The organism is Telluria sp. AC161 (assembly GCF_979258535.1).
The window spans coordinates 2,357,690-2,370,473 of the sequence record NZ_OZ409861.1; the positions used below are offsets into that span (position 1 = coordinate 2,357,690).

Below are 12,784 nucleotides of genomic sequence, written 5' to 3' on the forward strand. Positions count from 1 at the left end.
CCATCATTTCCAGGCGCTGCGGGCCCGGTCACGTACGAGCATGCGAACGCTCTCGGGCATGGGCGTGCGCAGCTCGCGCTTGTCGGCGCTCAGCCACGCCGATTCTTCAAAATGCTTGAGCATGACCGGCGTGACAAAGCGCGAACGCGATGCATACACATGGCGGTCGCCCATGGTTGACTGCTGCTTGATAAAGAAACGGTTGGGCACGATCAGGTGCAGGTTCTCGCGGGCCCGGGTCATGGCCACGTACAGCAAGCGCCGCTCTTCCTCGATATCGTCCTGGTTGCCAGTGGCCATGTCCGACGGTATGCAGCCGTCGACCACATTGAGCACGTGAACCGACTTCCACTCTTGCCCCTTGCTCGAGTGAATGGTGGACAGGATCACGTAATCGTCGTCGAGCAGTGGCGGGCCGGCGCGGTCACTGGTCGCTTCAGGCGGGTCGAGCGTGATCTCGGCCAGGAAACTTTCGCGATTGGCATGGCCACCCGACAGGGCGACGAGCTGGTCGAGATCAAGGGCGCGCACCTGGAAATCGTCATGCAGGCGCTCCAGATGCGGCGCATACCAGTCGCGCGCCAGTTCCAGGTCTTGCGGCCAGCGCAGGCCAGGGGTGCGCAGGCGCGCATACAGCGCGCAAAACGCTTGCCACTCGACGCTGCAGCGGGCCGGCACCGGGAATGCCGCCAGCGTAGCGGCGACGTCGCTGCTCTCGCCCACCGCATCGAGCACGCGCGTGGCAGTCGCCTGGCCGATTCCGGGAATCAGTTGCAGCACGCGGAACCCGGCCAGGCGCCCGCTCGGATTCTGGGCAAAGCGCAGCAGCGCCAGCACATCCTTGATATGCGAGGCCTCCAGAAACTTCAGGCCGCCGAACTTGACGAACGGGACGTTGCGTCGCATGAGTTCGAGTTCGAGCGCAGCGCTGTGACTGGCCGCGCGAAACAGCACCGCCTGCGACTTGAGGGGCACGCCTTCTTCGCGCTGCTCGAGAATGCGGCTGCAGACCCAGCGCGCCTGCTCGGCTTCGTCGGGAATCAGGACCAGCTGCGGTTTAATCGATGACGCCTTGTCGGTCCACAGCGTCTTGGCGTGGCGCTCGAGCGCGGCGCCAATGACGGCGTTGGAGGCGTCCAGGATCGGCTGCGTCGAGCGGTAATTGCGCTCGAGCGTGATCAGGTGCGCCGGCTGCGTGAACTGGCCGGCAAAATCAAGGATGTTGCGGACGGTAGCGCCGCGAAATCCATAGATGGACTGGGCGTCGTCGCCGACCACCATCACGCCCCTGCCGTCGGGCTTCATGCCGGTGATGATCGCGGCCTGCAGGCGGTTGGTGTCCTGATACTCGTCCACCAGCACGTGGTCGAACCAGCTGCCCAGCTCGGCCCCCAGCACCGGGTCGGCGGCCATCTCGGCCCAGAACAGCAGCAGGTCGTCGTAGTCGAGCACGTTCTGCTCCTGCTTGGCGTCGACGTACGCGCCGAACAGCGTCTTGAGCTGGGCTTCCCATTCGGCGCACCACGGGAAATATGCCTGCAACACCTGATCCAGCGGATCTCGGCTGTTGACCACCCGCGAATAGATCGACAGGCAGGTGCCTTTCATGGGGAAGCGTTTTTCGGTGCGCGACAGGCCGATCTCGTGGCGCACCATGCCCATCAGGTCTTCGGCGTCGCCCCGGTCGTGGATCGTGAATTGCGGGTCGAGCCCGATACGCCCGGCGAATTCGCGCAGCAGGCGTGCGCCGATGCTGTGAAAGGTGCCAGCCCATGGCAGCGATACCGGCGCCTGCGTGCGGGTAGATGCGCCACGGCCAAGCAGGCGGTGCAGGACACCGCTGGCGCGCTGGCTCATCTCGCCCGCGGCGCGGCGCGAAAAGGTCAGCAGCAGGATGCGCTGCGGATCGGCGCCCGCCCCGATCAGGCGCGCCACACGGTGCGCCAGGGTATTGGTCTTGCCCGAGCCGGCGCCCGCCACCACCAGCAGCGGGCGTGGTGCCTCCGAGCCGATATCGTGCTCGACCGCAGCGCGCTGCTCTGGATTCAGGCTGGCGAACGGGTCCTCAATTGCAGGCTCGGCGGTAGCGGTGGTCATGGTGTGGCAGACGGAGAAAGCGATACTGTACATTTATCCAGTACCAAACCACAAGCGCTAAATCGCGCCGCCGCGGGCACGGCACGAAGGCGATTCCAGGCATGCATTGGCGGGCGAGCGCCGGGCCACGGAAAAATAAATGATTTTGGATATCCACAAAGTCTGTGAATAACTATGTGGAAAAGCGGGGGCTTGACACGTTGAACATGGCCTGCGGGGCGGCTTTCAACAAGTTGCCTATTGGGGAGGCATCGACGGTGACAACTGCAGATTTGTCCCAAACAAAGGCGCCCGCACCCTTGACAGCGCCCGCGCCGCTGTGCGGATTACGCCAGTGCGCGACGCCGCTCGGGCTCGAGCAAAACACGCTCGATGACCTTCGGCCGCACACCGTTGGACTTCAGGTATTCGACCGCCGGCACGACGCCGAGTTCACTCAGGGTCGCAATGCCGCGGGTGACGACATCGCGCTGGCCGGCATTGGATCGCAATTCGGCCACGCTGGCAGCGCGTGGATGGATGTCTTGCGCGTGCAGTGGTTTCATCGCTGAACTCCGGTAATGGTGGATGTGTCATGCACCACGATTATTGGCGAAGTAAATCCAAAGTCAATGGCAAACGTGTATCAGTCCGCGAATACAAGGTCATGCCGAGCGCGAGCACGGCGCAACGGCGATAATAACGGGATGAGCCAATCGCCCCTTCCCTCCCCAAACGCGCCGCCGGACGACGCCGCAGCAGCCCACCCGGTGCCCACCTCATGCACCGACCTGTTCGTCTCGTTCACGCTGATCGCCCTGCAGGGCTTTGGCGGTGTGCTGGCCGTGATCCAGCGCGAAATGGTCGAGCGCAAACGCTGGCTGAGCAATGAAGAATTCATCGAAGAATGGTCGGTCGCGCAAATTCTGCCGGGGCCGAACGTGTGCAACCTGGCCCTGATGATCGGCCAGCGCCATTTCGGCCTGGCCGGCGCGATGAGCGCACTGGCTGGCTTGCTGGCGGCGCCGCTGGTCGTGGTGCTGGCGCTGGCCCTGGTGTATGCCCGCTTCGCCGAGGTGCCGCAGGTCCAGGGGGCGCTGCGCGGCATGGCGGCGGTCGCCGCAGGCCTGGTGGCGGCCACCGGCCTGAAGATGTCGGCCGCGCTGGGCAAGAACGTGCTGCCGCTCATCGTCTGCGTACTTATCGCCGCCGTTGCCTTCGTGCTGCTGGCCTGGGTGCGGGTGCCGCTGGCGACCGTCGTGTTGGGACTGGGCGGCCTGGGCTGCGTACTGGCCTGGCGCAGGCTCACTCCATGAGCGCGCCACAACTCGTCTTTACGTGGCACGACTGGGTCAGCCTGTTTACGCACTTTCTGGGGTTGTCGCTGATGTCCCTCGGCGGTGCGATCTCCACCACATCCGAGATGCAGCGCTATCTGGTCGAGCGCCAGGGCTGGCTGACACCGGCGCAGTTTGGCGACTCGGTGGCGCTCGCGCAATCGTCGCCCGGGCCGAATGTGCTGTTTGTGGCGCTGCTGGGCTGGAACGTCGGTTTGAACAATGGCAGCACGGCGGCCGCGCTCTGCGGCGTGGTCATCGCGATGATCGGCATCATGCTGCCGTCGACCGTGTTTACGTATCAGGTAGCGCAGTGGGCGCATCGCAATCGCGGACGGCGGGCCGTGCGCGCGTTCAAGCAGGGCATGGCCCCGCTCGTCATTGCGATGCTGCTGTCAACGGCCTGGCTGCTGGCCTCGGGCGGCGCCACCGGTTTGGAGCACTGGCCGCTGTGGCTGCTGTCGGCGGTGAGCTGCATCGTCATCTGGCGTACCCGCCTGCACCTGCTGTGGATGCTGGCGGCCGGCGCCGTGCTCGGCGCACTCCAGCTGGTGTAGTTGGCATGCCTTCGCAGGACGCGGCATACTGGCCGCATCTTTCACTGCCCCCAAATGACGATGTCCGAACTCCTGAACCAACATGCCTGCTTCGGCGGCGAGCAGCGTTTTTACCAGCACGATTCCAGCGCCATCGGCTTGCCGATGAAGTTTTCGGTCTACCTGCCGCCTGAGGCCACCGAGGCCAGCGGCAAGAAGCTGCCAGTGCTGTTCTACCTGGCCGGCCTGACCTGTACCGAAGAAACGTTCATGACCAAGGCGGGCGCCCAGCGCGTGGCGAGCGAACTGGGCATCATCCTGGTGGCGCCCGACACCAGCCCGCGCGGCGCCAACGTGCCGGGCGAAACCGACAGCTGGGACTTTGGCGTCGGCGCCGGCTTTTACCTTGATGCCACTGAAGCGCCATGGTCGACCCATTACCGCATGCACAGCTACCTGCTCGAACTGCACGCGCTGGTGCTCGATCTGTTGCCGGCCGATCCGGCGCGCGTGGGCATCTTCGGCCATTCGATGGGCGGCCACGGCGCGCTTGTCATGGCGCTGCGCCACCCTGATCTGTTCCGCTCGGTATCTGCGTTTGCGCCCATCGCCGCGCCAAGCCGCTGCCCGTGGGGCGTCAAAGCCTTTGGCGGCTATCTGGGCCCGGATGAAAGCACCTGGCAACAATATGACGCCAGCGCCCTGATGGCGCAGCAAGAGACGGCGCCCTTCCCGGACGGTATCCTGATTGACCAGGGCCTGGGCGACAAGTTCCTGCCCGAGCAGTTGCGGCCGGAAGCCTTCGAAGGCGCCTGCGCCCGCATCGGCCAGCCGCTCACGCTGCGCCGCCAGCCAGGCTATGACCACGGCTACTACTTCATCTCGACCTTCGTCGAAGACCATCTGCGTTTCCACGCACGTCAGCTCGGCTGATTCTTGGCGGCTTCAGCCAGGCTGAAGCCGTTTTTCCGTACGCTCCCTTCTCCGCTCTCCCGCCTCCTGTTGTCGTGCCGTTCGCTCGCGACCTGTCCGCAATGATTACTGTCTGATAACTGCAACAAAGACAGTCATTCTTTAGATCATCTTAAGGCAAGTGACAATCGCCATAGTCACAAAGTTTCCGCAAGGATACAATGCTTTCTCAAAATCCCCATCTGCATCTCCACCACTCCTGCCCGGCTCGCCTGGCTCGCGACGATGCACATCCCTACTTCACGTTCGTCAAACACGTCAATACAAAGATGAAACTCAGCTTCCGCACCAAACTCTACCTGCCACTCGTTCTGAGCTGGTTGTGCCTGTCAGTGATGGCGATTCTCCATGTCTACGAAAGCAACACCCAGCGTCTCGAGGAACGCAAGATCGCGCTGAGATTTGCGACCGATGTCGGCATGTCCACCGTCAAGGAATACGCAGAACTGGCGTCATCTGGCGCGATGACCGTCGCCGAAGCACAGCAGCAAGCCCTCAAACGTCTCAAGTCCATGCGTTACGGGAAGGATGGCTATTACACGGTCGTCGATTCAGCCCCGAAAATGCTGATGCACCCGGTCAAGGCAGAGCTGATCGGCAAGGACCTGAGCGACTTCAAGGATACCAACGGCACCTACTTGTACCGCAACGTGGCGGCCATTGCCAAAGCCAGCGGAGAAGGATGGGTTGAATACGTCTGGCCCAAGCCAGGCCACCCGGACCAGCAGCAGGTGTTCCCGAAAGGCGCCTATGTGCTCACCTACAAGCCGTGGGACTGGACCTTCATGACGGGTCTTTACATGGATGACCTGCATGACGCGTTTGTTGGCGACCTGTGGCGCGCGGTCGTGTTCCTGGCGATTTGCGGTGTGATCCTGAGCACGATCGTGTTGCTGGTACTGCGTAATATCACACGCTCGATCCGCCAGGCAGTCAGTGCAGCGGATGCCGTGGCCGGCGGCGACCTGACCCATCGCATCACGATCGAAGGCAAGGACGAGATCGCGCAACTGATGTCGTCGCTTGACAGAATGCAGCAAGGCCTTGCCAACGTCGTGAGCGAAGTACGTCAGGGCACGGACGCCATCGCCGCCGCTTCATCGCAGATTGCGCAAGGCAATCTGGATCTGTCGGCGCGTACCGAACAGCAGGTCGCTTCGCTCGACAAGACCACCGCGTCGATGGAAACGCTGGCCGGCACGGTACGCGAGAACGGCGAGTATGCGCGCCAGGCCAACACACTGGCGCTGTCGGCGTCCGATGTAGCAACCCACGGCGGCACGATCGTTTCTCAAGTCGTCACGACGATGGCGTCGATCAATGCCTCATCGACCAAGATCGTCGACATCATCAGCGTCATCGATGGCATCGCCTTCCAGACCAATATCCTGGCGTTGAACGCTGCCGTCGAAGCAGCACGGGCGGGTGAACAGGGCCGCGGCTTTGCGGTCGTGGCCGCTGAAGTGCGCAACCTGGCCCAGCGCTCGGCGGCAGCGGCCAGGGACGTCAAGACGCTGATCAGCGACTCGGTTGCGACGGTCGAAGCAGGCAGCAAACTGGTCGGCGAAGCGGGCAGCACGATGGATGACATCGTTGCGAGCGTCAAGCGCGTGACGGATATCATCGGAGAAATCGCGGATGCCGGGCAAGCGCAGCAGGTCGAACTGAAACAGATCAACGACACCATTCTCGACATGGACAGCACGATGCAGCAAAACGCAGCGCTGGTCGAGGAAGCAGCATCGGCGTCCGCGTCGCTGCACACGCAGGCGCACAATCTGACCGGTGCGGTCAGCCTGTTCAAGCTGACGGCAAGTCAGCTTCACCCGGGCACGGCGCCTCGCCTTGCACTGACTTCACGCGCCAACAACTGATCGTCGGCCGCGGTCACCGCCCTGCATATCTGCACGGCGGTGACCGCATATCAGCGCCCCGTCACTGCGCCGGCGGCTTGCGCAGCACGAACCGGTATCGCTCGCCATGCGCCAGGAAACTGACGCGGTCCCCCCACCCTGCTGCCTTGACCTCGCGCGCGAAATCGGCGAGCGGCGACTTGAAGACGTCGTAGTCGTTGTAGTGGATCGGGATGGCATGGCGCGGCTGCACGATCTGCAGCAGCTGGATGCCGTCCTGTGCGTCCATCGTCACCTTGAACACGCCCAGGATACGGGTCCCGCCAAGATGCAGCAAGGCCAGGTCGATGCCGGGGAAGCGCTGCGGAATGTCCTTGAGATCGTCGTGGATCAGGGTATCGCCGGTTACGTACATCCGGTAATCCGGTTGCGCGGGGTCGGCGCCGAAGTCATACACCGCCCCCATGACGCTGGGCAGCAGCGCCTGCGCGCCGAGCTTGCCATGCCTGCCCGGCGCTGACGTGATCCGCACGCGCGTGGCGCCTTTCTCGACGTCGAGCCGGTCCCAGTGCGCCAGGCCGATGGTGCGCACGAAGCCCAGGTTTTTGAGCGCCTTGGCCGCGCCGGGCGTCGTCACAATCGGGATGTTCTTATCGAGCTTTTCCTGCACCCGCTTGTCGAAATGGTCTTCGTGCATATGCGACAGGACCACCAGATCGATGGGCGGCAAATCCTCGAGCGCGATCGCGGGGTTGGTCAGGCGCTTGGACGTCAGGCCGTAGCCAAGGTGGACGTGCTCGCCCTTGTGCAGGAAATTCGGATCGGTCAGGATCGTCAGGCCACGGTAGCGAATCAGCACCGTCGCCGTGCCGATGAACTGGACGCCGTCCTCCTCGGCGACCGGCGCAGTGGAGGTGGCCGGCAGCGTCAGCGAAAAGCCCGCCCCGGTGGCCGGCAACGCCGTCGGCTGCTGCCCCCCGGCATGCGCAGGGGCGACCGGCGCCATTGCCGGCGCCACTGCGAGCGCCACCATCGTCAACAGGCTACCCGCGCGCTTCGTCCATTGCTTCATCATTGCCTTCCTTCACAGGCTACGTTGCTGACTGACCTACAAGGTGCGCCTGAGCGTCGTCACCTGCATCTCGTCGGTCGGCGTCATCATGTCCACCACACGGCAGTCTCCGCACATCTTCAGGCGATCCAGATTGCCCGTGAAGGCAGGATGCGCCGCGAGCCGGCCCAGCATGTTCTCGACCATGTGCAGCGTGCCGAAGGCCTTGCTGCAGCGGATGCAGTGAAACGGCTGCGACTCGTTGATGACCACCGCCTGCATGCGCTCGGGCGCGAACGACATGCGCGGCGCCAGCGTGATCGCATTCTCGGGACAGGTATTGGCGCACAGCCCGCACTGGACACAGTTCTTCTCGATGAAGCGCAGTTGCGGCGTGCCCTGCCCGTCCTGCAACGCTGCGGACGGACACACGCCCACGCACGACATGCACAGGCTGCACGCCTTGCGGTCGAGCGCCAGCGCGCCGAACGGCGCGCCTGCCGGCAGGCCGATATGCTGCGGCTGCAGCGGCGCGTGCCGGTGCAGGTGGTCGAGCGCGTAATCGAGCGTGGTGCGCTTTTCCGGTGACAGGTGGAACAGGGCCGGCGCGCTCGGGGCATCGCCGCGCGGCGCATGCCGCAGCGCCAGCGCAAGCTCCTGCGCCGTGTCGCCGTTTGCAGCGTCGACCCGGATCAGCTGGAAATGCGGCCCGGCGTAACCCAGGCCATCCAGTACGGTCTGGGCGATCTGCATCTGGTGGCTCAAGGCCTCGACGTACTGCGACGCCTCGTCGCCCGTACAGAGGATCGAGATTCCGGCCGCGCCATAGGCCAGCGCGGCCAGCCAGACGTCAATGCCGGTCGAAGCCACGTGGTGCAGCGGATACGTGAGCACCCGGCCCGGGATTGCATCGCCCAGCCCATCGAGCGCGGCCTGGCCGGACGCATCGTGCAGCAGCAGGACGGGCTGCGCGCCGCCGGCATCGGTATACGCGTGCAGCAGCGCCTGGATCTGCTTGCCAGTCACCGGTACCGGCGGATACGCGTAGCGCATCGCGCCCGTCGGGCACACGGTCCCGCAGGCGCCGCAGCCGGCGCACAGGTAAGGGTTGACCCGGACCTTGTCGCCAGCACTGACGATGGCGCGCGCCGAGCAGATGTCGACGCAGGCGCTGCAGGCCTTGATACCATTGCGCCCGTGCGCGCAGATACGCTCCTTGTAGCTGAAGTAGGTCGGTTTCTCGAAGTCGCCCACCATCTCGAGCAGTGTCTCGACGGCAGCCAGGCGCGCCTCCCCGTCCGCCCCAGGCGCCTGATAGCCATGTGGTCGCTGGTGGCTGTCGATCAGGCGCACCGGGCACAAATCGAGCACGAGATCGAACCTGCCCTCGCCCACCGGCTGGCCCGGCGCCTGCCAGCGCGCCTCGAATGCGCCCAGCCAGCCGGCCAGCGCCACCGTGCGCGCGGCGTGCACCGGAAAAAGACGCGCCACGCCATCGGGTTCGTCGAGCAGTAGCACGGTGACCGGCAGCACCATCGCCAGGCGTTCGGCCAGTGGCAATGCATCGCGGGCGGCGCCGACCACGAGGGTGCGGCCCGTCGAGCGGTACTCGACCGTGGCGACCGGTTCAACATCGGGAAATGCGTGCAGTACCTGCAGCGCGGCGCGGCGCGCCAGCGCGTCATGCTGTTGCTGGACAGGGGCGACGGGCATACCGTCGCTGAGTCGAATTGTCATCTCGTTCCTTGTGGTGATGCAGGTGCACTTTGCGGCATGTCGGCAAGCTGTACGGGCATGGGCGCGGGCACGGCATCGGCTTCAGTAGCCTGGTGCATGCCGGCGTCCATCGTTACAGGGGATGGCGCAGGCGCCTCGTCGTATACGGCAAGCGTGTCGTCTGGCGGTGTCTCGGGGCCTGCGGCCTCATCCGGCTCGTCGCTCTTGCCGAACAGGCGGTCGAGCACATTGGGAGCATGCTTGAGCGAAGCGAGCATCGCGTCGGTGAGCGGCGACGCCTTGGTGTAATCGCTGATATAAATATCCAGGCCGTCCATGACGGCGAAGTTCGGGTCGGCAAACAGTTTTTTGAGCGCCAGGCGCCTTACGGCCGGGTCGACGCCGCTGGCGACGAACGCGGCGTAATCCGACTCGGGCGTCAGAAGTGCCACGTCTTCCAGCGTCGGCGCCGACCGTTCGGTCGCCCCGGTCGGCGTGGCCGGGGGTTGCTGCACCGGCTGCGACGCAGGCGGAACAGCGGCGGCCTGGGGCTGCGGCGCATCGGCAGGCGCCGGCTCAGGCTGTGCTTTCAGGCGCGCCCAGCGCCGCAAAAAACCTTCTTCGGGCATCGGGGTATCGCTCATCCGTGCTGCCGGCCCTTGCGCGGGCGCGGCGTGAAATTGTCACGCAGGTAGCTGGCCACCCACTGATAGATCTCGGCCGGCATGGTCACGCCGTCGGCGTCCTCGCCCGAATCGAACATGCGCGTGCCTTCGACATAGCTGACGGAGGCGCGCGCCGGCATGGCGCGTCCGTCCACCATGCGCCACAGCACGAACACCTTCGAGTCGGGCGCCATGATGTTCTCGTAATAGCCTTCGTTTTCGTCGGTGTAGAGTTCGAGCTCGATCCCCGACACCAGGTAATAGTCGCGCTCGGGGCTTTTGCTGAGCATCTGCAACGCGGCCAGGCCGCCGCGGTCGGGCACCACGCCGACGGCGCTCCAGCTGTCCATCGCGCCCCATTTATGCATCACGGCGCGGCGTTGCATGATGAATGCAACGGGCATGCTTCCCATTTTCATGACGGGGTCCAGGCTTTCATTGTTTGTGGGCGTCGTTTGGTACACCGGGCCGGTTGACGGTGGGCGCGGCGCCACGCGGCAGGCTCGGCGTCGGTGCGCGCTTGACGTCCTCGCTTGGCCGCGCCGTGCCCAGTTTTTCACTCTTGATCGGCACCGTCGCCGCGCGCAGGGCGTACACGCTGCGTGGCGCTGCGCCAGTGGCCGGCGCCGCTGCCGCCGTACCGGGCGCAGCATTGGCCGGCGCTGGCGCCGGGATGCCGGCCCCGGGCGGCGTGACGTCCGATGCTGCCCGTGCCGGTACGGGTGCGGCGCTGGCCAGCGCCGTGGGCGGCACGATCCGGAACCCTTCGCTTGCGGCGCGCTCGCGCCAGTGCTTGCTGACCCTGTCCATCGATGCCGCGAGCCGTTCTTTCTCTTCGGCCGCCTTGGCGTCGGCCTCGGCTTTCTTGGCTGCGGCCGCTTGCGCCTGCTTTGGCGATGGCGGTGGCAGCGCCGCCATCGCGGTCGCGGCCAGCCCCATGCCGGCCACAAATTTGAGCTTCAGGATCAGCTTCAGGATGGCTTGGTTCGTCATTTCCCCTCCGTCTGGCGCGTTGCCGGCCCCTGCGGCGCCGCATTGCTGGCAGCGGGCGCCGGCTGGTTTGCCGCAGGCGCCGTGGCGCCACCGGTATCGCCCGACTGCAGATTCGCTCCTGCCCGGCCGGCACTGGTGGGCTGGGTCGTGCCGCTCGATGGTCCCTGGCCCGACTCCTGCGTCGTGCCGCCCGTTTCTGCGCCGCTGGTATTGCCGCCCGATCCGCCGGCGATGCCTGGCGTGCCGCCGGCGTAGGTCGCGTCGGTTTCAGGCCGCGCCGTACGCGCCATTACCTGGCCGCTGCTGCCGCCGCCCGCAGTCACCTGGCCCGGGTAGCCGGTCTGGATGACGCCGTCCGAGGCGGCCGGCCGGTCGCGCTGGCAACCGGTGAGCAAGGCGCAGCATGCGGCCACGCCAGCAAGTATCAAATGAGAACGTTGGTTCATGGCAGTCCTTAGTGGGCCGGGCCCGGTTGCGGACGGGGTCCGGGACCAGCGACACGGCCCTCCTGCGCCGGCGCGCCTGCGCCAGGAATCACGTTGCCGTCCTTGTCCAGGCCGGGCGGCACGCCGGTTTTCATTTGCTCGTACCACAAGCGGTGGTGCGCCTTGGCCCAGTTCTCGTCTACGGTGCCGTGGCGCATCCCTTCGTAGGCGCCGGGCGTGCCGACCGTGCCGATGAATGCGTGCCCCATCGTGAACGCCATGTACAGCGCCGCGCCCGTCACGTGCAGCACGTTTGCCACCTGCATCACGTAGCGCGTCTGGCCCACCGCAAAATCCAGCACCAGGCCGGAGACCGACACGATCAGTCCCAGCAGGGCCACACCGCCCCAGAACCAGGCCTTCTCGCCGGCATTGAAGAAACCGGCTGGCACGTGCTCATGGGTAATCAGCCCCCCACCCTTCTTGATCCACAGCCAGTCGGCGCGGTTATAGAAATTGCGCTTCAAGAAGGTAGCAAACATCAGGATCGAGCAAATCACGAACAGCGGGCCGACGAAGTTGTGCAGGTACTTCGAGAGGATCGCGACCCAGGAGAACAGGTTGTGGCCCATCCACGGCAGGAAGATGTTCTTGCCATACATGATGATGATGCCGGTGACGCCCAGCGCGACGAAGGCAAACGCCGTGGCCCAGTGCACCTGGCGCTCCCAGCGGTTGAAGCGCTGGAGCTTGCGGCCCGATTCGGGCTGCGGTTCGGCCGGACCGATCGTCTTGTAGAACACGAAGATCGCCAGCGGCACGCCGAGCAGGATGAAGCCCGCGATGGTGGCCAGCGGGCCGTTGCGCAGGTGGCGCCAGGTATTGCCGCCGCGCTGGACGATCACATTGCCCTCCTTGGTGCCGTACTGGCCCAGGTAATGGCGGTCCATGTGCACGCGGCCCGAATCGGTCGACAGCAGGCCCGGATCGGGCACGCGGGAGTCGGCCTCGATCTGCAACATGGTCTGCTCTTCGGCATAGGCGGGCGTGGCGCGTTCATTCTTGCCCTGGGCCCAGGCGCCAGGCGCCATCAGTACGCCCAGTACCAGCAGCCCCAGACAGAGCATGGCGCGCAGCGCATTGGAAGTGGCTCGCATGAT

Annotated in this window: 13 protein-coding genes; 4 read left to right on the forward strand and 9 right to left on the reverse strand. The window is 65.2% G+C overall.

The genetic code is table 11. The features are described 5' to 3' along the window. Positions 1-3 precede the first annotated feature (3 nt). Both ACZ0AJ_RS10525 and ACZ0AJ_RS10530 read right to left on the reverse strand, forming a co-directional pair. Complete coding sequence (locus ACZ0AJ_RS10525; protein WP_499454748.1) at positions 4-2,097, reverse strand: ATP-dependent helicase; 2,094 nt, start codon at positions 2,095-2,097, stop codon at positions 4-6. 326 nt (positions 2,098-2,423) lie between these two features. Next, entirely contained in the window at positions 2,424-2,642 is a 219-nt protein-coding gene (locus ACZ0AJ_RS10530) for a hypothetical protein (protein ID WP_499454374.1), read from the reverse strand. Positions 2,643-2,783: 141 nt separating this feature from the next. Here ACZ0AJ_RS10530 and ACZ0AJ_RS10535 point away from each other — a divergent pair, with 141 nt between their 5' ends. The 4 genes from ACZ0AJ_RS10535 (at position 2,784) to ACZ0AJ_RS10550 (ending at position 6,795) form a co-directional block, all read left to right on the forward strand. Then, positions 2,784-3,392 (forward strand): chromate transporter, encoded by a 609-nt coding sequence (locus ACZ0AJ_RS10535; protein WP_499454376.1) that lies wholly within the window; start codon positions 2,784-2,786, stop codon positions 3,390-3,392. Next, positions 3,389-3,970 carry a chromate transporter gene (locus tag ACZ0AJ_RS10540; protein WP_499454378.1) on the forward strand — a complete coding sequence of 194 codons (582 nt, stop codon included), beginning with the start codon at positions 3,389-3,391 and terminating at the stop codon, positions 3,968-3,970. Before ACZ0AJ_RS10535 ends, ACZ0AJ_RS10540 begins: the two co-directional genes overlap by 4 nt. Before the next feature lie 60 nt (positions 3,971-4,030). Further along, a complete protein-coding gene (gene fghA / locus ACZ0AJ_RS10545; RefSeq protein WP_499454379.1) occupies positions 4,031-4,882 on the forward strand; it encodes an S-formylglutathione hydrolase in 852 nt (283 codons plus the stop codon). Positions 4,883-5,190: 308 nt separating this feature from the next. Continuing rightward, positions 5,191-6,795, forward strand: coding sequence for a methyl-accepting chemotaxis protein (locus tag ACZ0AJ_RS10550; protein WP_499454380.1), 1,605 nt, complete (start codon positions 5,191-5,193; stop codon positions 6,793-6,795). A gap of 61 nt (positions 6,796-6,856) precedes the next feature. Here ACZ0AJ_RS10550 and ACZ0AJ_RS10555 read toward each other — a convergent pair whose 3' ends face one another. The 7 genes from ACZ0AJ_RS10555 to ACZ0AJ_RS10585 are packed head-to-tail and all read right to left on the reverse strand — an operon-like array spanning position 6,857 to position 12,781. Beyond that, positions 6,857-7,846 (reverse strand): MBL fold metallo-hydrolase, encoded by a 990-nt coding sequence (locus tag ACZ0AJ_RS10555; protein WP_499454381.1) that lies wholly within the window; start codon positions 7,844-7,846, stop codon positions 6,857-6,859. Positions 7,847-7,882: 36 nt separating this feature from the next. Continuing rightward, positions 7,883-9,562 (reverse strand): 4Fe-4S binding protein, encoded by a 1,680-nt coding sequence (locus ACZ0AJ_RS10560; RefSeq protein ID WP_499454752.1) that lies wholly within the window; start codon positions 9,560-9,562, stop codon positions 7,883-7,885. Beyond that, complete coding sequence (locus ACZ0AJ_RS10565) at positions 9,559-10,185, reverse strand: DUF3306 domain-containing protein (protein WP_499454754.1); 627 nt, start codon at positions 10,183-10,185, stop codon at positions 9,559-9,561. The genes ACZ0AJ_RS10560 and ACZ0AJ_RS10565 overlap by 4 nt, the downstream gene beginning before the upstream one ends. Beyond that, positions 10,182-10,610, reverse strand: coding sequence for a DUF3305 domain-containing protein (locus tag ACZ0AJ_RS10570; protein ID WP_499454756.1), 429 nt, complete (start codon positions 10,608-10,610; stop codon positions 10,182-10,184). Before ACZ0AJ_RS10570 ends, ACZ0AJ_RS10565 begins: the two co-directional genes overlap by 4 nt. Positions 10,611-10,641: 31 nt before the next feature. Next, positions 10,642-11,199 carry a hypothetical protein gene (locus ACZ0AJ_RS10575; protein WP_499454389.1) on the reverse strand — a complete coding sequence of 186 codons (558 nt, stop codon included), beginning with the start codon at positions 11,197-11,199 and terminating at the stop codon, positions 10,642-10,644. After that, a complete protein-coding gene (locus ACZ0AJ_RS10580) occupies positions 11,196-11,645 on the reverse strand; it encodes a hypothetical protein (RefSeq protein WP_499454390.1) in 450 nt (149 codons plus the stop codon). Before ACZ0AJ_RS10580 ends, ACZ0AJ_RS10575 begins: the two co-directional genes overlap by 4 nt. A gap of 8 nt (positions 11,646-11,653) precedes the next feature. Next, positions 11,654-12,781, reverse strand: a complete 1,128-nt coding sequence (locus ACZ0AJ_RS10585) for a formate dehydrogenase subunit gamma (RefSeq protein WP_499454759.1) — start codon at positions 12,779-12,781, stop codon at positions 11,654-11,656. Positions 12,782-12,784: the final 3 nt, after the last annotated feature.

Bases quoted from the DNA above. Each gene is read 5' to 3' on its own strand.
- ACZ0AJ_RS10530 (WP_499454374.1), bottom strand. From the start codon at position 2,642: ATGAAACCACTGCACGCGCAAGACATCCATCCACGCGCTGCCAGCGTG.
- ACZ0AJ_RS10525 (WP_499454748.1), bottom strand. From the start codon at position 2,097: ATGACCACCGCTACCGCCGAGCCTGCAATTGAGGACCCGTTCGCCAGC.
- ACZ0AJ_RS10575 (WP_499454389.1), bottom strand. From the start codon at position 11,199: ATGACGAACCAAGCCATCCTGAAGCTGATCCTGAAGCTCAAATTTGTG.
- ACZ0AJ_RS10560 (WP_499454752.1), bottom strand. From the start codon at position 9,562: ATGACAATTCGACTCAGCGACGGTATGCCCGTCGCCCCTGTCCAGCAA.
- ACZ0AJ_RS10550 (WP_499454380.1), top strand. From the start codon at position 5,191: ATGAAACTCAGCTTCCGCACCAAACTCTACCTGCCACTCGTTCTGAGC.
- ACZ0AJ_RS10555 (WP_499454381.1), bottom strand. From the start codon at position 7,846: ATGAAGCAATGGACGAAGCGCGCGGGTAGCCTGTTGACGATGGTGGCG.
- ACZ0AJ_RS10570 (WP_499454756.1), bottom strand. From the start codon at position 10,610: ATGCCCGTTGCATTCATCATGCAACGCCGCGCCGTGATGCATAAATGG.
- ACZ0AJ_RS10580 (WP_499454390.1), bottom strand. From the start codon at position 11,645: ATGAACCAACGTTCTCATTTGATACTTGCTGGCGTGGCCGCATGCTGC.
- ACZ0AJ_RS10535 (WP_499454376.1), top strand. From the start codon at position 2,784: ATGAGCCAATCGCCCCTTCCCTCCCCAAACGCGCCGCCGGACGACGCC.
- fghA (WP_499454379.1), top strand. From the start codon at position 4,031: ATGTCCGAACTCCTGAACCAACATGCCTGCTTCGGCGGCGAGCAGCGT.
- ACZ0AJ_RS10585 (WP_499454759.1), bottom strand. From the start codon at position 12,781: ATGCGAGCCACTTCCAATGCGCTGCGCGCCATGCTCTGTCTGGGGCTG.
- ACZ0AJ_RS10540 (WP_499454378.1), top strand. From the start codon at position 3,389: ATGAGCGCGCCACAACTCGTCTTTACGTGGCACGACTGGGTCAGCCTG.
- ACZ0AJ_RS10565 (WP_499454754.1), bottom strand. From the start codon at position 10,185: ATGAGCGATACCCCGATGCCCGAAGAAGGTTTTTTGCGGCGCTGGGCG.